Genomic DNA, 19208 nt, shown 5'->3' on the forward strand with positions numbered 1-19208 from the left:
ATCTGCGGCGGGACGGTCGAGCATGAGCTTCGGGCTGGTGTCCTTCGGTGAGGCGCTCGGCGACCCGGCGCCCGTCGCGGACGTGGTGGCGCAGTACACAGACGACGTCAACCGCGTCCTCGGCTACGGCTACCGGCAGGTGCACCGCGCCGCGCCGGACGTGGGCCTGACCGACCTCGCCGAACGGGCCGCCCGCCGGGCCCTGGACGCCGCGGCGCTGCCCGCCACCCGGGTGGACCTGCTGGTGCTCGCCGTCACCGACCTCACCGAACACCTCTACTGGGACGCCGCCGCCGAGCTGGCGTACCGGCTCGGCGCGTCCGGCGCCGAGGCGGTGCTGCTCACCCAGGCGTGCACCACCGGTGTGCTCAGCCTCGACACCGTCGCCGGGAAGTTCGCCACCCACCCGGGGTACGCCACAGCGCTCGTGGTGGCCGCGAACCGGACCTGCGAGGCGTACTGGAACCGGATGGACACCCAGCCGATGGTGTTCTCCGACGGCGCGGTGGCCACAGTGGCCCGGCGCGGGCACCCCCGGTTGCGCTGGCAGGCCACCGAGGCCGCCACCGACGGCCGCTACGCCGGGTTCTACCGGCTCGACGGCGGCGGCGCGGCGGCGCCGTTCGCACCCGGCGCCGAGCCGCCCGCCGCCCGCGACGTGTGGCACGTGATGGAGTTCTTCGACTACGACCCCGAGCAGTTCGCGCAGTACGCCCGCCACCTCGACGAGCGGATGGCGCGGGTCACCGAACGCGCCTGCGAGCGGGCCGGGGTCACCGTCGCCGACCTGGCCCGGCTGATTCTGGTCGCCGACAACGAACGCGCCATGACGTCGCTGGCCGAGGCCCACAAGGTGCCGCCGGAGCGGACCAACCGGGAGGTGGCGGCCGAGTACGGGCATCTCGGCGCGGCGGACCAACTGTTCGGATTGAACCGTCTGCTCGGCGCCGGTGAGCTGCACGACGGCGACCGGGTCGCGTTGATCTCGCTGGGCCGGGGCACGCACTGGGCCTGTACGATCATCGAGGTATGAGCATGTCCAGCCGGCTGGTGCGGCTCGTCGCCGACGTGTTGGAACTGCCCGTCGACCAGGTCGACGCGCAGACCGGCCCCGCGACCACCGCCGCGTGGGTGAGCCTGCGGCACCTGCAGATCGTCGCGGCCGTCGAGGACGCGTACCGGATCTCGCTGACGCCCCGGGAGATCCGCACCGTGCGGTCGGTGGCCGACCTGCGCGCGCTGCTCGCCCAGCGGGGCGTGCCGGAGTGAGCACCGCGCCGGCCCCGCTCGACGACGCCGACCTCGGCACCGGGCTGCTCATCCGCCGCTTCGAGGAGCACCTGCTGCGCCTGTACGCCGACGGTCACCTCGCCGGCACCACCCACACCTGCCTCGGCCAGGAGTACGTCCCGGTCGCGCTGGCCCCGCTGCTGACCGGCGACTTCGTGTTCAGCAACCACCGTGGGCACGGGCACTACCTGGCACACTGCGGCGACCCGGAGGGCCTGCTGGCGGAACTGCTGGGCCGCGACGGCGGGGTGTGCCACGGGTACGGCGGCAGCCAGCACCTGCGCCGGGACCGGTTCCTGTCCACCGGCGTGCAGGGGGAGAGCCTGCCCGCCGCGGTCGGCGTGGGACTGCACCTCAACCGCACCGGGCAGGACGCGATAGCGGTGGCGTACATCGGTGACGGCACCTGGGGCGAGGGCGCCGTCTACGAGGCGCTGAACATGGCGGCGCTGTGGCGGGTGCCGCTGCTCGTCGTGGTCGAGCACAACCGGATCGCCCAGTCCACCCCGACCACCGCCCAGCTCGCCGGCACCATCGCCGGCCGGGTCGCCGGGTTCGGGATCACCGTCAGCGAGTCCGACTCGCTGGACCTGACCGAGGTACGCGCCGCCGCCGCGCCGCACGTCGAGCGGGTCCGCGCCACCCGGGCGCCGCACGTGCTGGTGCAGCACACGGTCCGGCTCGGACCGCACAGCAAGGGCGACGACACCCGGCCCGCCGACGAACTCGGTCGCCTGCGCCGCCTCGACTGGCTCCAGCGGTACGCCGAGGCGTACCCGGACCGGTTCGCGGCCGCCGACGCGCGGGCCCGGCAGCGGGTCGCGGAGGTCTCGGCCGAGGTGCTGGCCCGGCCGCTCGCGCGCGGAGCGGCGGCGTGACGCGCGCGGAGCGGGTGAGCCGCAACCTGAACCGGGCCCTGCACGCGCTGTTCGCCGCCGACGAGCGGGCCTGGCTGCTGGGGGAGGACGTCGCCGACCCGTACGGAGGTGCGTTCAAGGTGACCCAGGGGCTCTCCACCGCCTACCCGGACCGGGTGCTGTCGACGCCGCTGAGCGAGAACGGCATCACCGGCGTCGCGGGTGGCCTGGCGCTGTGCGGCGACACGGTGATCGTCGAGATCATGTTCGGCGACTTCGCCGGTCTCGCGTTCGACCCGATCCTCAACCTGATCACCAAGTCCGTCACCATGTACGGCGAGCGCACCCCGATGCGGGTGGTGATCCGCTGCCCGGTCGGCGGCGGGCGCGGCTACGGCGCGACGCACAGCCAGAGCCCGCAGAAGCACTTCATCGGCATCCCGCACCTCGCGCTCTACGAGCTGTCCCCGCTGCACGACGCGGCCGACGTGCTGGCCGCCGCGCTGCGCCGCGACGAACCGGCCATGCTGTTCGAGGACAAGGTCCTCTACGGCAGGCGGCGGTACGTGGACGGCCGCGTCGACGACCGCCTCGCCTTCGAACTGCGCGGCGACGACGGCAACTGGGCCCGCGTCCACGACCCGGACGCCACCGGCGTCCCGACGCTCGTCATCGCGCCGGGCGGGGTCGCCGACCGGGCGATCGCCGCCGCCACGCGGGCCGCCGAGCGGGGTCGTACGGTCGAGGTGCTGGTCCCGGCGCGGCTCTACCCGGTGGACGTGGACGGCCTGCGCGGCCTGCTCGGCGGCGCCCACGGCGTGATCGTCGCCGAGGAGAGCACCGCGGGCGGCACGTGGGGGAGCGAGGTCGCCGCCCGCCTGCACGCCGAGGCGTGGCCGCTGCTGCGCGGCCCGGTCGAGCTGGTCAGCTCCGCCGACCGGGTCATCCCGTCCGCGCCGCACCTGGAACGAACGATGCTGCTCGGCGCGGAGGCGATCCTGGACCGGATCATGCGCCTGCCCGCCGCGGTTCCGGTGCCGCGCACCGACCACTCACCTGGCGGTCCGCCGCCGTCCGCCACCCCGACCTCGGCGTCGCCGTCGGGCGTCCCGGTGGACGTGCCCCGGCTCAACCCCAACGACGACAGTTACGTGCTGCTGGAATGGCTGGTCGCGGACGGCGCGACGGTCGAGGCCGGCGAGCCGATCGCGGCGGTCGAGACGTCCAAGGCGATCGAGGAGCTGGCCGCCACGCAGGCGGGCGTGCTGCGCCAGGAGGTGACCGCCGGCACCGACTGCGCCCCGGGCGCGCCCATCGGCCGGATCCGGCCCGCGTCGGCCGTGCCGCTGCCGCCGCCGAACGGGACCGCCGCAGTCCGGCCGGATCCCGCCCCGGTCCGCTCCGGTCCGGGCTCGCCCGCTGCGGCGTACCCGGAGCCGGCGGAGGCGGTGGGGACGCGGGCGGTGCCGCCGGGTCGGCCGCTGCCACCGGCGCAACGCCGCATCGCCGACGTGGTGGCGACGTCGCACCGGGAGATCCCGGTGGCGTTCACCGCCGTGCGCGTCGACGTGACGGCCGCGCTCTCGTACGCCCGCCGCGCCGCCGACGAGACCGGCGCCGCGGTCGGCCTGACCGAGGTCGTCATCGCCGCCGTCGCGGCGCTGCACGAGCGGTTCCCGGGCCTCTACGCGCGGCTCACCGACGACGGCCGGATCCTCGACGCGGAAGCGCCGTCGATCGGGCTCACCGTCGACGTCGGCACCGGACTGTTCCTGCCGGTGATCCGCGACGCGGCCCGGCTGGACCTCGGTGACCTCGCCGACGCCGTGGTCGCGCTGCGGATGAAGGCGCTGCGCGGCCGGCTGCGTGAGGAGGACATGGCCGGCATGAACGTCCTGGTCGCACTCAACGACACACCCGGCGTCACGGTGGCCCGGCCGATCATCCCGCCCGGCGTCACCTGCGCCCTGTCGCTGCCGGACGTGCACCGCGAGGTGGTGCTCGACGGCGCCGGCGGGGTACGCGAGCGCACCGTGGCCGACCTGGGCCTCGCCTACGACCACCGGCTGGTCAACGGGGCGCAGGCCGGCGCGTACCTGGCCGCGCTCGGCGACGCGCTGCACCGGTGAGCAGGCCCGCCCGGGCCACGTGACCTGCGTTACCTCTCGCCGGTACGGGAATGCGGCCACCGGAGGCGTATTTGACTCACTGTGTGAGTGCCGCACCCTCTCGCGCCCAGCCGTACGCCGACCGGGACGAGACGACCCAGACGACCGATGCCACCCCGACGTCCACCCCGGGCGACCTGATGAGCCGGGAACAGCGGCTCAAGCTCGTGCTGGTCCTCGGCTCGCTGATCGCGGTGGGGCCGCTGACCATCGACATGTACCTGCCCGCGCTGCCCGCGATCGTCACCGACTTCGCGACCACGTCGGCGGCGGTCCAACTGACGCTCACCGGCACGCTCGCCGGACTCGCCATCGGGCAGTTGCTGATCGGGCCGCTGTCGGACGCGGTCGGGCGGCGCCGCCCGCTGATCGCCGGTCTCCTGCTGCACATCGTGGCCTCGGCGCTGTGCGTGATCGCCCCGAACGTCGCCGTCCTGGGCGTCCTGCGCGTCGTGCAGGGCCTCGGCGTCGCCGCGACAGCTGTGGTGGCGATGGCGGTGGTACGTGACCTGTTCACCGGGTCGGCGTTCGCCACGATGCTGTCCCGGCTGCTGCTGGTGATGGGCGCGGCGCCGGTCCTCGCCCCGACGCTGGGCGGCGGCGTGCTGCGGTGGACCGACTGGCGTGGCGTCTTCGTGGCCCTGGCCGCCTTCGGGGTGCTGCTCGTCGCGCTGGCCACGCTCGCGCTGCCCGAGACGCTGCCGCCCGCACGCCGCCAGCGCGGCGGGGTCGTGGCGACAGTGATGAACTACGGCGGGTTGCTCCGGGACCGGGTCTTCGTCGGCCTGGTCCTGGTGGCCGGGCTCGCCATGGCCGCGCTGTTCGCGTACGTCGCGGGCTCGTCGTTCGTCCTGCAGGACACCTACGGGCTCGACGAGCAGGAGTTCGCCCTGGCGTTCGGCGCGGGCGCGTTGGGCCTGATCGGCGCCACCCAGTACAACGTGCGGCTGCTGCGCCGCTACCCGTCGCAGTGGATCCTGGTGACGTCGCTGGTGGCGGGCACGGTGGCCGGACTCGCCCTGGTGGTGTTCGCCGCGACCGGCGTCGGCGGGCTGCCCGCCCTGCTGGTGTCGCTGTGGCTGGTGCTGGCGGCGGCGGGTCTGGCCATGCCGAACGCGCCGGCGCTGGCGCTGTCCCGCCACGGCGAGGCAGCCGGCACCGCGTCCGCGCTGCTCGGCGCGGTGCAGTTCGGTGTGGGCGCGATCGCCGCGCCGCTGGTGGGTGTGCTCGGCACCGGCGCGGTGGCGATGGCCCTGGTGGTGGCCGGCGGGATGGTGGCGGCGCTGCTGGTGCTGCTCGTCGTCGTGCGGCCCTCCCGGCTCGCCGGGCTGGAGGCGGCGCCCGCCGTCGCTGTCGCGCACTGACCCGGCCGCCCGGATCGCGCCGGGTGCGCGGGGTGCCTACGCTGCTGCCATGACCCCGGCCCGCATCCTGGTCGAGGGCGTCCACGGCTCCGGCAAGTCGACGCTCGCCGCGCATCTGGCGCAGCGCTTCGGTCTGCCCTGGCATCCGGTCGACGACCTGCTGTGGGAGCCCAGGTGGGTCGAGGTGCCGGTGGCCGAGCAGCGACGCCGGATCGAGGCGATCTGCCGGCGCGACAGGTGGATCGTTGACGGCGCGTACCACGGCTGGCGGGACGTGGTCCTCGGCCGCGCCGACCTGGTGATCGGCCTGGACTATCCGCGCGGTGTCTCGTTCCGGCGGCTGCTGCGGCGTACGCTGCGGCGCCTGGCCGGCGGAGAGCTGATCTGCAACGGCAACCGGGAGACGCTGGGCAGCGTGCTGTCCCGCGACTCGATCCTGGTGTGGCACCTGACCGGGTTCGGCCGGACGAGGCAGCGGATGCGGGCCTGGGCGGCCGACCCGGCCGGGCCACCGGTGCTGCTGTTCGGCGACCCGGTCGCGCTCGACGACTGGCTGGCGCGCGGAGCGCCGGTGCCACCGCGTGCCGGGCCGGACCGGGGCCTGCGGCCGCTGACCTGACTACATCGGGAAGCGGCCCCGGCGCCACTGCCAGTGCCGGCCCGCCCGCATGTGGTCGATCACCGCGCGCTGGAGCACGGTGCGGCGCGGCAGCCGGTCCAGCGGGGTGCTCAGGCTGCGGAACACGAACCGCAGCACCTCGACGTCGCCGTCCGGCGTGTCCTGCTCCTGGTGGGGTTCCAGCGTGAACCGCCGCTGGAACCGGACGATGTTGGAGTGCTCCGGCAGGTATTCGCGCAACTGCGGGTCCAGCAGCCAGGAGCCGCAGGAGAACGCGGTGTAGCGCTCGCCGGGGAAGTGACGCGGGAAGAACACGCGGGCCCGTCCCAGCGACGCGTCGACGGCCTCCGGGGTCAGCGGTCCCGCGTCCGGGATGTGCAGGTCGACCGCCTCGGCGTCGCCGCGCTGGTGCTGGAGCCGGCCCAGCTCGTAGAGGCCGCCGCGCACGTGCAGCGTCAGCCAGCTCTGCATGACCGGCCAGCCGTCGCCGTTCATCCGCCGGTCGACAGCGAGGTTGGTGCCCAGGTCCGCGAGCGTCGCCCAGGACACGTCGTCGGGGACGCCGTGGTCGCGGTGGTAGCCCCGGACGGCGTCGACCAGGGCGAGGTACGCGTAGACGTAGAGGTGCCGCCAGGCCGGACCCCGGTCGCGGGGCAGCGCCGGGCCGGGTGTCAGCCAGGCGTGGCCACCGAGGTCGGCGCGGACCAGGGCGGTCGAGCGGTCGAGCAGCCAGCGCAGCTCCGGGGTCCACAGTGGGGAGCCGGGCTCCGGCCAGCCCGCCAGGATCTCGGCGGCGTCGTCGGAGCGTACCGCGAGCCGGTCCAGCAGCGCGGGCGCGTCCGCCCGGGCGGGCAGCGGCGCGGCGGGCCGGTCACCGGCGAGCCGGCGCACCCGGTCGATCTCCTCGGCGGGCACGCCGAGCCGGCCGGCGACGTCGTCGACATCCATGGCGGCGACGCTACCGGCCGGCGCCCGCCACGACAGCCCCGTGCGTGCTCGGCGTCGTTGCCAGCCGGGCACGCGGAAGCAGGCCGGCACCGGACGCCGGTGTACCGGGCGGGTTGAACCCCACTCCTTACCCGGAACGGAGCGGAGTCGACATCACACGTTCGCGTGATTCTCTCGACATACCGCCTCCCCACATCGCCGGTTAGGGTTGACACACCGCAGGTCGATCTTGGGAGTGTGTGTGCTGGTTCTGGTGGCGGTCCATGCGTTCGCAGCCGTGGCCGCCCCCGTGCTGGTACGCCTCCTCGGTAGGCGGGCCCTCTACCTGCTGGCCGCCGTACCGGCGGCGGCGCTGATCTGGGCGCTGACCCGGACCGAGCCGGTCCGCGTGGGCCGGCCGGTCGTCGAGACCGCCACCTGGGTGCCGCAGCTCGGCCTGGAACTCGCCCTGCGCATGGGCACCCTGTCCTGGCTGCTGGTGCTGCTCGTCGGCGGCGTCGGCGCCCTCGTGCTGGCCTACAGCGCGCGCTACTTCCGCTCCGGCGATCCCGGCCTCGGCCGGTTCGCCGCGGTGTTCGTCGCGTTCGCCGGTGCGATGCTCGGCCTGGTCGTCTCCGACGACCTGCTGCTGCTGTACGTGTGCTGGGAACTCACCACCGTCTTCTCGTACCTGCTGATCGGCAGCGACCCGACCGAACGGGCCAGCCGCCGCGCGGCGATGCAGGCCCTGCTGGTGACCACACTGGGCGGCCTGGCGATGCTCGCCGGTTTCGTGATGCTCGGCCAGCACGCCGGCTCGTACCGGTGGTCGGAGATCGCCGGGAACCTGCCCGAGGGCGGCTACCTCACCGTCGCGCTGGTGCTCGTCCTGCTCGGCGTGACCAGCAAGTCCGCGATCTTCCCGTTCAGCTTCTGGCTGCCGCGCGCGATGGCCGCGCCCACACCGGTCAGCGCGTACCTGCACGCCGCCGCCATGGTGAAGGCGGGCGTGTTCCTGGCCGCGCTGATGGGCCCCGCGGTGGGCCAGGCCACCGTGTGGCGCGGCGTCCTGCTGGCCGGCGGCCTGGTCACCCTGTTCCTCGGCGGCTGGACGGCGCTGCGGCAGACCGACCTGAAGCTGCTGCTGGCGTACGGCACGGTGAGCCAGCTCGGCCTGCTCATGGTGATCCTCGGCGCGGGCACCCGCGACACCGCACTGGCCGGTGCCGCGATGCTGCTGGCGCACGCCCTGTTCAAAGCCACACTGTTCCTCGTCGTCGGCGTCGTCGACCACGTCGTCGGCACCCGCGACCTGCGGGAGCTCAGCGGCCTGGGCCGCCGCGCGCCGGTGCTCGCGGCGGTCGCCGGACTCGCCGCCGCCTCGATGGCGGGCCTGCCGCCGCTGATCGGCTTCGTGGCCAAGGAGGCCGCGCTCGAGGCGTTCCTGCACGGCGGTACGACCGAACTGGTGGTGCTCGCCGGCGTGGTGGCCGGCTCGGCGCTGACCGTCGCGTACACCGCGCGGTTCCTCTGGGGAGCATTCGCCGCCAAACAGGGCGTGGCCGAGACCCGGCCGCACCGGATCGAGCCGGCCTTCATCGGCCCGGCGGCGGTGCTCGCCCTCGCCGGCCTCGCGGTCGGCGTCCTCGCCCCGGTGGTGGACCGGGTGCTGGCGCCGTACGCCGACCAGTTCCCGACCACCGACCCGGGCTACCACCTGGCCCTCTGGCACGGGCTGACCCCGGCGCTCGGCCTGTCGGCGCTGGCCGTGGCCGGCGGTCTCGGGCTGTTCCTGCTGCTGCACCGGCGCCGGCCCCACCTGCCGCGGCTGCCCTTCGACGGCACCACCGGCTACGACCGGATCGCCGGTGCCGTCGACCGCGCGGCGGTGGAACTGACCGGTGCCACCCAGCGCGGTTCGCTGCCGTTCTACCTCGGCGTCATCCTCCTGGTGCTGGTCGTGCTGCCCGGCGGCGCGGTGCTCGCCGGTGCGCCGTGGGCCCGGCGGTTCCAGCTCTGGGACACCCCGTTGCAGGCCGTCGCCGGCGCGGTCATCGTCGTCGCGGCGCTGGTGGCCGCGCGCGCCCGCCGCCGCCTGACCGCGATGATCCTGGTCGGCGTGACCGGCTACGGAACGGCGCTGATGTTCATCCTGCACGGCGCGCCCGACCTCGCGCTCACCCAGTTCCTGGTGGAGACCGTCACGATCGTGATGTTCGTGCTGGTACTGCGCCGGCTGCCGCGCCGGTTCTCGGCCCGCCCGACCCGCGCCAGCCGGCGGTTGCGGGTCGCGCTGGGCGTCGCCGTCGGCGTGGTCACCGCCGGGATGGCGTACGTGGCGGCGGGCAGCCGGACGGCCGTGCCGGTCTCGGTCGGCTTCCCGGCGGAGGCCGTCTCCTACGGCGGCGGCAAGAACGTCGTGAACGTGACGCTCGTCGACATCCGCGCCTGGGACACGATGGGCGAGATCGCCGTGCTGGTGGTGGCCGCCACCGGCGTGGCCAGCCTGATCTTCCGCCGCTCCCGCGCGCTGGACCTGCGCAGCGGCATCCCCGGCGCCGGCCGGCAGCAGTCGTCGCGCCCGCGCTGGCTGACCAGCGGCGCGACCTCCCGGCAGCAGTCGGTCATCCTCCAGGTGGTCACCCGCCTGCTCTTCCACACCATCCTGTTGTTCTCGATCTACCTGCTCTTCTCCGGCCACAACGCCCCCGGCGGCGGCTTCGCCGCCGGGCTGGTCGCCGGGCTCGGGCTCGCCGTGCGATACCTGGCCGGTGGGCGTACCGAACTCAACGGCGCCGCGCCCGTCGACGCCGGTCTGGTGCTCGGCGCGGGCCTGTTCGTCGCGGTCGGCACCGGCGTGGTCGCGATGCTGCTGGGCGGCGAGTTCCTGCAGAGCGCGACGCTCGACTTCCACCTGCCGGTGCTGGGTCACGTGCACTTCGTGACGTCGGTCTTCTTCGACGTGGGCGTCTACCTCATCGTGGTCGGCCTCGTCCTGGACATCCTGCGGAGCCTGGGCGCCGAGATGGACCGTCAGGGGGAGGTCGACGAACAGGAGACCGAACCGGCCGGCGTGCGGGAAGAGGAGCTGGTGTGAGCCCGAACATTCCCAACCTGGTCTACGTCGTGGTCATCGGCGTCCTGTTCGCCACCGGCGTCACCCTGCTGCTGGAACGCAGCCTCACCCGCGTCCTGATGGGGGTCGTCCTGCTCGGCAACGGCGCGAACCTGCTGCTGCTCACCGGCGGCCGGGCCGGTGGCCCGCCGATCGTCGGCACCACCGCCGAGGAGGACATGTCCGACCCGCTGCCGCAGGCGATGGTGCTGACCGCGATCGTGATCACGCTCGGCATGACCGCGTTCCTGCTCGCGCTGGCCTACCGGAGCTGGCACCTCAACGGGCACGACGAGGTGCAGGACGACGTCGAGGACCGCCGGATCATGGAACTGGCCGACCGGGACGAGGGACCGGGCACCTCGGACACCGACACCGCCGACGGCAGCCCCGAGGCGCGGGTGCTCACCACCGGTGCGGCGGAGGGCGTCAGATGACCTGGCTCGTCCCGCTGCCGGTGGTGATGCCGCTGCTCGGTGCCGCCCTCACCCTGCTGCTCGCCGGCCGCGCCCGCGCCCAGCGGTGGGCCAGCATCGTCGTGCTCGCCGCCACCGTCGCGGTCGCCGCGATGCTCCTGGTGCGCTCCTCACTGGACGGCCCGCTCGTGGTGGAGGTCGGCGGCTGGGTCGCGCCGATGGGCATCGTGCTCGTCGCCGACCAGCTCGCCGCGCTGATGCTCGTGGTGTCCGCCTCGGTCACCCTGTGCGTGCTCGTCTACTCCATCGGGCAGGGCATGGCCGACGGCAACGAGGAGACGCCGCTGTCGGTCTACCACCCGACCTATCTCGTGCTGACCGCGGGCGTGTGCAACGCGTTCCTCTCCGGCGACCTGTTCAACCTGTACGTCGGCTTCGAGATCCTGCTCGTGGCGAGCTACGTGCTGCTGACGCTCGGCAGCACCGAGACGCGGATCCGGGCCGGCACCACGTACGTCGTGGTCAGCCTGCTCTCGTCGTTGATCTTCCTGGTGGCCATCGGCCTGGTCTACTCCGCCACCGGCACGCTGAACCTGGCGCAGCTCGCCGACCGCCTGGACGCGCTGCCCGACGACACCCGCCTGGTGCTCCAGGGCATGCTGCTGCTCGCGTTCGGGATCAAGGCGGCGGTGTTCCCGCTGTCGGCGTGGCTGCCGGACAGCTACCCGACCGCGCCCGCCCCGGTCACCGCGGTCTTCGCCGGCCTGCTCACCAAGGTCGGCGTGTACGCGATCATCCGCACCGAGACGCTGCTGTTCCCCGGTGGTCGTACCGCGGACCTGCTCATGGTGACGGCGGCGCTGACCATGGTGGTCGGCATCCTCGGCGCGGTGGCCCAGTCGGACATCAAACGGCTGCTGTCGTTCACCCTCGTCAGCCACATCGGGTACATGCTGTTCGGGGTCGGGCTGACCACCCCGCTCGGCCTGTCCGCGGCGATCTTCTACGTGGTGCACCACATCACCGTCCAGACCACGCTGTTCCTCGCCGCCGGCCTGGTGGAACGACGCGGCGGCAGCACCGCGCTGGACCGCCTCGGCGGGCTGGCCCGGCTGTCACCACTGCTGGCGGTGCTGTTCTTCGTGCCCGCCCTGAACCTGGCCGGCATCCCACCGTTCTCCGGGTTCCTCGGCAAGCTGGGCCTGGTGCAGGCCGGCGTCGACGACGGCGGGTTCCTGGCCTGGGCGCTCGTCGCCGGTGGACTGGTCACCAGCCTGCTCACGCTCTACGCCATCGCCCGGGTGTGGAACCTCGCGTTCTGGCGGGCACCGCACGCGGACATGCCGGAGCCCGGCGACGCCGACCAGGCGGCCCGTACCGACGGTGCCGAACAGCCGCACGGCGGCCCGGCGCCGGGCGGGGCGGTGCTGCCCCGGCTGATGACCGTGTCCACCGCCGCCCTCGTGGTGCTCGGCCTCGCGCTCACGGTGGTGGCCGGACCGCTGTTCGACATCAGCACCGACGCCGCCGACGACCTGTTGCGCCGGGCCCCGTACGTCGAGGCCGTGTTCCCGGAGGGACCGCCGTGACCAGCCAGCCGAAAGCGCCGCTGACCCCCCGTGACCGCCGGCGCAACCGGGCCGTCGCGGTGACCGGCCTGGTCACCGTCTGGGTGCTGTTGTGGGGCACCTTCAGCTGGGCCAACGTGATCAGCGGGCTCGTGGTCGCGGCCGTGCTGCTGGTGGTCTTCCCGCTGCCCCCGGTGACGTTCGCCGGCCGGATCCGGCCGGTTCCGTTGCTGCGGTTCCTGGTCCGCTTCCTGCGGGATCTCGTGGTCGCCTCGGTGCAGGTCGCCTGGCTGGCCGTCCGGCCCGGGGAGCCGCACTCGGCGATCATCGCGGTGCGCCTGCGGGTGAACACCGACCTCAACCTCACCCTCACCGCCGAGGCGCTGTCGCTGGTGCCGGGCAGTCTCATCGTGGAGGCCGACCGGCGTACCGGGACGCTCTACGTGCACGTGATCGGGATTCGAGGCCTCGACGAGGTGGAACGGTTCCGGCACGGCGTGCGGGAACTGGAGGCGCGCATCGTCGCCGCCGTCGGCTCGGCCGAGGAGCGGGACCGGATCCGCCACAACGAGGCCGAACCCTCCGGGTCGGCCGAACTGGAAGGAGCACCGACGTGACAGTCGTCGCCGTGATCGTCACCGTGCTGCTCGTCGCGGCCGGTGGCCTCACCCTCGTCCGGATCATCCGCGGGCCGTCGATCCTCGACCGGGCCGTCGCCACCGACGTGCTGCTCGCCGTGGCGGTCGCGGCCATCGCCACCGAGGCGGCCTACAGCCGGGACGCCACCGCGCTGCCGGTCCTGGTGGTCCTCGCCCTGGTCGGTTTCGTTGGCTCGGTGAGCGTCGCCCGGTTCGCCTCCAGGAGAGGCCCGAAGTGACGCCCGACGCGATCCTCGACACCGTCGCCGGCATCTGTCTCGTCGCCGGCGCCCTGCTCTGCGTCGCCGCCGGCATCGCGCTGGTCCGCTTCCCGGACGTGCTGTCGCGGATGCACGCGGCGGCCAAGCCGCAGGTGCTCGGGCTGCTGCTGGTGCTGCTCGGCTGCGCGCTGCGGCTGCGTACCGGGGTGGACATCACCACGCTGGTCCTGGTCGGCCTGTTCCAGCTCGCCACCGCCCCGGTCGCGGCGCACATGATCGGGCGGACGGCGTACCCGCACGACGACATCCGGCGGGACCTGCTGATCACCGACGAACTGGCCGGCCACATCGACCGGATCCGCGCGGACCGGGCCGGCGAGCCGGAGGAGACGTCGCCGGTCCGCACGGCCTGATACTCCGTACGAGCGCCGAGGCGGGGAGCCCATGAGCGGCACGGTCCACGGCAACGCCCGCCGCTCACGGGCCCGAACGGCGAATGCCGGTCCGCGAGCCCGTTTGCCACCTCGGGGGCCAGCCGCGCCAGATTGAGTACGGTGTCCAGCGAGGACGGATACCGTCGGGTCACGGTCTCCGAGGTCTCCTCGGTCACCTTCTCGAAGCGCCCGTTCGTGCGTTCACGCTTGCCCCCGGTCGTCGGCGAAGTGTCACCGGACCAGGGACGACGCACCAGACGAGTGCCGCCATGGTGACTGAGCGTGTCCAGGCCGGGTGGTCGTCCACTGGGTACGCGTACTCAGCGCAGTACCGTCCCGTCGCTCATGTGCCCGCGTCGCGGCGTCGACAGGATTCCTGTCATGGCCGAGATGCTGCACCGACACGTCGCCGCACGTACCGTCGACACGCCCCTGCCCGCCGAGGCCGCGCTGGCCCCCGCCGGCCGCGCGGTCGCCGCGCTGGCCCGGCTCGTCGCCCACCACCCGGCCGGCTGGCGGTGGTTGGCCCGGCGGCACCACCCGCTCCTGGACCGCCTCGCCGCCGCGAACGCGCGGTCGACGTGCGTGCGGGCCGCCCGGCGGGTGCCCGCCTACCAGGCGTTCCTGCGGGCCCGCCCGGGCGGCCTGCGCCGCCGGCTGCGGGACTTCCCGGAGACCGACAAGCGCGGGTACGTGATGGCGTACGACGCCTCGGCCCGCTGCCGGGACGGGCGGCTGCCGGAGCGGGGCGTGGTGGTCGACGAGTCGGCCGGCTCGTCCGGGCGGCCGTTCAACTGGCCGCGCGGCGAGCGGGAACTGCGCGCGGTGCACCGCGACATCGTCGGCTACACCGGACTGGTGTTCCCGATGCGCCGGCCGTTCGTGATCAACGCGTACTCGATGGGCGCCTGGGCGACCGGCACCACCACCGGCGCGGCGATGGCCCGGATCGCGACCGTGAAGAACACCGGCCCGGACCTCGGGAAGATCGTCGACACGCTGCGCGAGTTCGGTCCCGGCCACGACTACCTGGTGACCGCGTACCCGCCGTTCCTCAAACACCTGCGGGACCGGCTCGACGCCGAGGACTTCCCGTGGTCGCGGTACCGGATCTTCGCCGGTTGCGGCGGCGAGGGCATGACCGAGGCGCTGCGTGACTACCTGGAGCAGCGGTTCGTGCGGGTGCGGTCGGCGTACGGAGCGTCGGACCTGACCATCGGCATCGGCGCGGAGACCCGGTTCACGGTGTGGCTGCGGCGGCGGCTGCGCACCGACGCGGCACTGCGCGCGGAACTGCTCGGCCGGGGCGAGCAGCGGCTGCCGATGGTGTTCCAGTACAACCCGTTCGCCACCTACCTGGAGACCAACGAGCGGCGGGAACTGCTGTGCACTGTCGCCAGCCCGCACGTGCTGCAGCCCCGGCTGCGTTACAACGTGGGAGACGAGGCGCTGCTGGTGCCGTACCGGCGGATCGTCGAGCTGATCCACGCCGACCCGGTGCGCCGCGCCGAGTTCCGGACCGCGGTGGCCGAGGAGCGGATGACGCTGCCGCTGCTGCTGCTGTTCGGCCGCAGCGACTCCACCGTGTCCTACCTGGGCGCGAACCTCTACCCGCAGGACGTCGAGTACGGCCTCTACACCGGCAACCCGCACGCCGCCGAGATCAACCGGTTCTGCGTGGCGCTGCACGAGGACGCGGGCCTGGAGACCCGGCCGGTGATCCACGTCGAGCTGCGCCGCCCGCTGGACACCGCGGCCCGCGCGGCGCTCGCCGAGGCGTGCCGTGACGGGGTACGCGCGCACCTCACCTCGGTGTCGCGGGACTTCGCGCAGTCCCTGGTGGAAGACCCGACCGCTGGTGACCTGCGGGTCGAGCTGCACGATCCGGACGGCGGACCGTTCGCCGGCATGCAGAAGATCAAGAACGTCTACCTGGTGAGGTGAACGATGCGTACCCGTGACTTCTCCCGCGCCCCGGCTCAGGCCCGCGCCGGCGCCATGTTCATCGGCGGCACCCGGTACGCGAACCCGCTGGTGCTGCTGCGCCTGGCCCCCGACTGGATCCGGATGGTGCGCGACATGCGCCGCATGTCCGGCTACTGCTGGCACACCGTCTACTGGCAGTTCCCGCTGACGCTCGGCACCATCGCGTTCTTCACCGACCGGGACGCGCTGCTGCGGTTCGCCCGGACCCGGCACCACCGAAGGCTGATGATGTGGCTGACCGACGGCACCCGTAACGCCACCGCCGGGTTCATCAGGCTCTACACCGCCTCCCCTGATGGCTACTCCAACGGCGCGTGGCGGGCCGAGGACGGCGCGATGGGCCACATCGAGCAGTTCACGCCGCTGGGCGCGGAGACGGCCGGTCCGGCGGTGCGCCGGTGACCGGCCACCGGTTCGAGCGCGTGACCGGGCGGCGCGGCCTGCGCGACTTCGTCGCCCTCACCGACCGGCTGTACGCGGACGAGCCCCGGTACGTGCCGACGCCCCGGCAGCAGATCCGCCGCTGGTGGCGTGAGGGCGTGCCGATGTACGTGCTGCGCGACGCCACCGGCACCGTGGCCGGGCGGACCACGCTGCACACCGACGCGGACGTCGACGCGAAGCTGGGCCGCCGGTGCCAGCTGTTCGGGCTCACCGAGTTCACCGCGCCGGCCGCCCGGCCGCTGTTCGACGCGATCACCACGCACGCCACGCCCGGCCGGGATCTGCTGTTCGGGCCGGTGGCGCTGCTGCCCAACCAGGCCGGCGGCGTGATCACCTCCGGGTACGCCGACCGGGGATTCGTGGACAGCGCGTGGAACCCGCCGCACTACCCGGACGCGTACGAGGCGTACGGGTTCACCGGGCGCTTCGTCTCCGACACCTGGATCTGCCCGGTCCCGCCGCCGGCCGGACCGCCGCCCGCACTCGGCGTGCAGCCCGACGGCACCCGGCTGGACCTGCACCGGGGGAGCACCCGGCGGCTCGACCAGCAGCTCGAACTGCTGCGCGGGATGCTCAACGACTCCTTCGCCCAGCTCGGCTACTACACGCCGATCTCGGCGGCGCAGCTGCGGCGGCAGACCGACGGGCTGGCGTACCTGCTCGACTCCGCGCTGCTGCTCTACCTGACCCGCGACGGGCGACCGGTGGCGTTCGTGCTCTGCGTGCCGGACATCAGCGACTTCCTGGTCGCGGTGCGCGGCGACCTGAACCCGGTCAACCAGCTGCGGCTGCTCGCCACCCGGCGCCGGCACCGCCGGGAGGCGGTGCTGATCGTCAAGGGCGTGGTGCCGCAGTTCCAGGGGCGCGGCTACCAGCGGCTGCTGTCCGCGCACCTGCACCACAACCTGCACGACGGCGGCTACACGGCGCTGCGCAGCACGTACGTCGGGCGGGACAATCCGGCGTCGGCGGCCCAGTACCGGCGCCTCGGCGGACGCCCGCTGCACGGCTACGCGTTCTACGCCAAGGAGCGGTGACCATGGACCTCGCCGCGTTCCGCGCGCTGGAGCCGCTGTGCTGGCGGGCACCGAGCGCGCACAACACCCAGCCGTGGCGGTTGCGCTACGAACGCTGGGCGGTCACCGTCGGCTGGGATCCGGCCGACGCGCTGCCCGCCGGTGATCGGGCCGGGCGGGACCTGCGGCTGTCGCTCGGCGCGTTCGTGGAGACGTGCCTGATCGTCGCCGCCGACGCGGGGCTGCGGCTGGACTGGGCCGCCGACCACGACGAGGCCGATCGGCGTGCCGGGCGGCTGCGGCCGGGACGACAGCCGTACCGGACGCCGTTCCGCACCGCCGACGTGTGGGACCGGCGCACCCACCGGGGCCGCTTCACCGCCGGCCCGGACGCCGACGTGGTCGCGGCGGTGGACGCGGTCGCCCGGCGGGCCGGTGGCGCGGTCCGCGTCGTGCCGGCGGCCGGGCGGCTGCGCGCGCTGCTGCGCACGGCCGACCGGCAGGTGTACGCCGACCCGGCCGTGATGGCGGAGCTGCGCCGCTGGCTGCGCCTGGACCGGTCGGACCCGCGCTACCGGGCCGACGGGCTGACCGACAGCTGCCTCGGGCTGGACCGGGCGGCGGCGACCGGGCTGCGGGCGGCGCTCGCCGCGTACCCGGTGTTGCGCCCGCTCGGGCTGCCGCGTCTGCTCGCCGCCGCGGGCGGTGATCCGCTCGGGCAGGGCGGCGGGGTGCTGGCGCTCGTCGCGCCGCCGGGCCTGGACGCGGCCGGACAGGTCGAGTTCGGACGGGTGCTGATGCGGACGTGGCTGACGTTGCACACGGCGGGGCTGGCCGCGCATCCGCTCAGTCAGCTCGTCGACGTGGCCGCCACCCGGGACGCGCTCGGCACACTGCTGGACGTGGCGCCGGAGCGGATCGTGCACGTGGCCCGGGTGGGCCGGCCGGCCGCTCCCGCGCCCCGCTCGGCCCGGCGCGTGAACCGCGAGTCAGATCTGTTAGCGGCAACACCCCTTGAGGCGGTGTCACTTCATCCACGAGAGGCCATCGGTTGACGTGTCGCCCGGTCGGGAGCCCTGGGCGCGTAGGGGCAGGGACTGCGGTGCCCGGTCAGGCCAGCAGCGTCTCGCGCAGCCGCGCGCCCAGGTTCAGTTCACCGACCACACGCGGACCGGCCGGGTCGTACACGGCGATGCGGTGGTTGCGGCGCATCATCTCCCGCACCGCCGGCGGCAGCCGGGGCGGGTCGTCCATCGTCGCGAGCACCCGCGCGCCGGTGCCCATCAGCCGCTCCACCAGCGTCGCGCTGTCGGTGTCCACACGCACCCGGCCGAACTCCCAGCCGGCGGTGGTCAGGTCGAGCACCTCGAACAGGCGCGTCACGAACGGCTGCGGGTCGGTCACCCGGTCCAGCCGGTCGGCCCGCCCGCCGACCACTGCCACGGCGGCGCTGAGCTGCGCGTACGGGTGCAGGCCGCTGGGCAGCGCGCCGAGCGGCCAGCGCAGCGCGGGCCCGGCCTCCTTCCACAGGGGCCGGTAGTTGCGGCGGTGCACCAGCAGCCGCCGCCCGGTGCGCCGGAACACCTCCTGCGCCTGGGCGAGCAGGTCGGCGTGCGCCTGGTCGGCGGCCTCGCAGACGATCCCGGCGGCCACCACGAGACCGTCGTCATCGGACAGCAGCCGGGTGATCGCGTCGGCCTGCTCCGGGAACCGGAGACGGGCGTGCGCCCCGTAGGACTGCCGGACGTCCCGCAGCAGCTCCTGCTGACGTGTGGGGTCCAGTTCGACCCGTCCGCCACCGAGCAACCGCTGGAGCCAACCCATCGTGCCTCGCTTCCGTCGCCGTCTGCGGACCGGGCAATGCTAGTGTTCTGTCTCAGTTTTGACTAGCCGCTTCTTGGAGGGCGACTCGTCCACGTCGGACCTTGGCCAGGATCGATTCGGCGGTGGCGGTCCAGACGAAGGGTTTCGGGTCGTCGTTGTGTACGCGCAGGTATTCCTCGATCGCGGTGACGAGGTCGTCGACGCTGCGGAACACGCCACGGCGGATCATCTTGTCGGTCAGTTCGGCGAACCAGCGCTCGACCATGTTCAGCCAGGACGAGCTGGTCGGGGTGAAGTGCAGGTGGAAGCGGGGATGCTTGG

19 protein-coding genes are annotated in these 19208 nt (G+C 73.8%); 16 read left to right on the top strand and 3 right to left on the bottom strand.

The features are described 5' to 3' along the window. Window positions 1-22: 22 nt before the first annotated feature. From C569_RS0116410 to C569_RS0116435, 6 genes are all read left to right on the top strand, one after another. A complete protein-coding gene (locus C569_RS0116410; protein ID WP_018786863.1) occupies window positions 23-1033 on the top strand; it encodes a 3-oxoacyl-[acyl-carrier-protein] synthase III C-terminal domain-containing protein in 1011 nt (336 codons plus the stop codon). Beyond that, the gene (locus tag C569_RS0116415; protein WP_018786864.1) at window positions 1030-1269 is read left to right on the top strand and encodes an acyl carrier protein; all 240 of its coding nucleotides are present in this window, start codon (window positions 1030-1032) and stop codon (window positions 1267-1269) included. The genes C569_RS0116410 and C569_RS0116415 overlap by 4 nt, the downstream gene beginning before the upstream one ends. Next, window positions 1266-2168 carry a thiamine pyrophosphate-dependent dehydrogenase E1 component subunit alpha gene (locus C569_RS0116420; protein WP_018786865.1) on the top strand — a complete coding sequence of 301 codons (903 nt, stop codon included), beginning with the start codon at window positions 1266-1268 and terminating at the stop codon, window positions 2166-2168. Before C569_RS0116415 ends, C569_RS0116420 begins: the two co-directional genes overlap by 4 nt. Next, a complete protein-coding gene (locus C569_RS0116425) occupies window positions 2165-4276 on the top strand; it encodes a 2-oxo acid dehydrogenase subunit E2 (protein ID WP_018786866.1) in 2112 nt (703 codons plus the stop codon). Before C569_RS0116420 ends, C569_RS0116425 begins: the two co-directional genes overlap by 4 nt. A gap of 179 nt (window positions 4277-4455) precedes the next feature. Further along, a complete protein-coding gene (locus C569_RS0116430; RefSeq protein ID WP_026268238.1) occupies window positions 4456-5679 on the top strand; it encodes a multidrug effflux MFS transporter in 1224 nt (407 codons plus the stop codon). A 49-nt stretch (window positions 5680-5728) separates the two neighbouring features. After that, a complete protein-coding gene (locus C569_RS0116435) occupies window positions 5729-6298 on the top strand; it encodes a hypothetical protein (protein ID WP_018786868.1) in 570 nt (189 codons plus the stop codon). On the opposite strand, the gene C569_RS0116440 is transcribed toward C569_RS0116435, so the two are convergent. Next, on the bottom strand, window positions 6299-7246 hold the full coding sequence (locus C569_RS0116440) for an acyltransferase domain-containing protein (RefSeq protein WP_018786869.1): 948 nt from the start codon (window positions 7244-7246) through the stop codon (window positions 6299-6301). A 241-nt stretch (window positions 7247-7487) separates the two neighbouring features. On the opposite strand from C569_RS0116440, the gene C569_RS0116445 reads away from it, so the two are divergent. The 10 genes from C569_RS0116445 to C569_RS0116490 all read left to right on the top strand — a co-directional run bounded on the left by C569_RS0116445 (window position 7488) and on the right by C569_RS0116490 (window position 18118). Then, window positions 7488-10322: a Na+/H+ antiporter subunit A gene (locus C569_RS0116445; protein ID WP_018786870.1), complete on the top strand. Its 2835-nt coding sequence runs from the start codon at window positions 7488-7490 to the stop codon at window positions 10320-10322. After that, entirely contained in the window at window positions 10319-10777 is a 459-nt protein-coding gene (locus C569_RS0116450) for a Na(+)/H(+) antiporter subunit C (protein ID WP_018786871.1), read from the top strand. The genes C569_RS0116445 and C569_RS0116450 overlap by 4 nt, the downstream gene beginning before the upstream one ends. Further along, a complete protein-coding gene (locus C569_RS0116455) occupies window positions 10774-12345 on the top strand; it encodes a Na+/H+ antiporter subunit D (RefSeq protein WP_018786872.1) in 1572 nt (523 codons plus the stop codon). Before C569_RS0116450 ends, C569_RS0116455 begins: the two co-directional genes overlap by 4 nt. After that, window positions 12342-12941: a Na+/H+ antiporter subunit E gene (locus C569_RS0116460; protein ID WP_018786873.1), complete on the top strand. Its 600-nt coding sequence runs from the start codon at window positions 12342-12344 to the stop codon at window positions 12939-12941. Before C569_RS0116455 ends, C569_RS0116460 begins: the two co-directional genes overlap by 4 nt. Continuing rightward, window positions 12938-13201: a monovalent cation/H+ antiporter complex subunit F gene (locus C569_RS0116465; protein WP_018786874.1), complete on the top strand. Its 264-nt coding sequence runs from the start codon at window positions 12938-12940 to the stop codon at window positions 13199-13201. Before C569_RS0116460 ends, C569_RS0116465 begins: the two co-directional genes overlap by 4 nt. Beyond that, the gene (gene mnhG, locus C569_RS0116470; protein ID WP_018786875.1) at window positions 13198-13596 is read left to right on the top strand and encodes a monovalent cation/H(+) antiporter subunit G; all 399 of its coding nucleotides are present in this window, start codon (window positions 13198-13200) and stop codon (window positions 13594-13596) included. The genes C569_RS0116465 and mnhG overlap by 4 nt, the downstream gene beginning before the upstream one ends. 402 nt (window positions 13597-13998) lie before the next feature. Further along, window positions 13999-15561, top strand: a complete 1563-nt coding sequence (locus C569_RS0116475; RefSeq protein ID WP_018786876.1) for a phenylacetate--CoA ligase family protein — start codon at window positions 13999-14001, stop codon at window positions 15559-15561. A gap of 3 nt (window positions 15562-15564) precedes the next feature. Then, on the top strand, window positions 15565-16005 hold the full coding sequence (locus tag C569_RS0116480) for a hypothetical protein (protein WP_018786877.1): 441 nt from the start codon (window positions 15565-15567) through the stop codon (window positions 16003-16005). Beyond that, on the top strand, window positions 16002-17084 hold the full coding sequence (locus tag C569_RS0116485) for a GNAT family N-acetyltransferase (RefSeq protein ID WP_018786878.1): 1083 nt from the start codon (window positions 16002-16004) through the stop codon (window positions 17082-17084). The genes C569_RS0116480 and C569_RS0116485 overlap by 4 nt, the downstream gene beginning before the upstream one ends. A 2-nt stretch (window positions 17085-17086) precedes the next feature. Continuing rightward, complete coding sequence (locus tag C569_RS0116490; protein WP_036346008.1) at window positions 17087-18118, top strand: nitroreductase; 1032 nt, start codon at window positions 17087-17089, stop codon at window positions 18116-18118. Between the two features lie 55 nt (window positions 18119-18173). Here the strand turns inward: C569_RS0116490 and C569_RS0116495 are convergent, their stop codons facing one another. Next, complete coding sequence (locus C569_RS0116495) at window positions 18174-18887, bottom strand: hypothetical protein (RefSeq protein ID WP_018786880.1); 714 nt, start codon at window positions 18885-18887, stop codon at window positions 18174-18176. Window positions 18888-18939: 52 nt separating this feature from the next. Then, window positions 18940-19208: transposase (locus C569_RS0116500; RefSeq protein WP_018786881.1), on the bottom strand; the 269-nt coding region annotated here is incomplete at its 5' end.

It is taken from the genome of Micromonospora sp. CNB394 (assembly GCF_000374985.1).
Taxonomy (GTDB): domain Bacteria; phylum Actinomycetota; class Actinomycetes; order Mycobacteriales; family Micromonosporaceae; genus Micromonospora; species Micromonospora marina.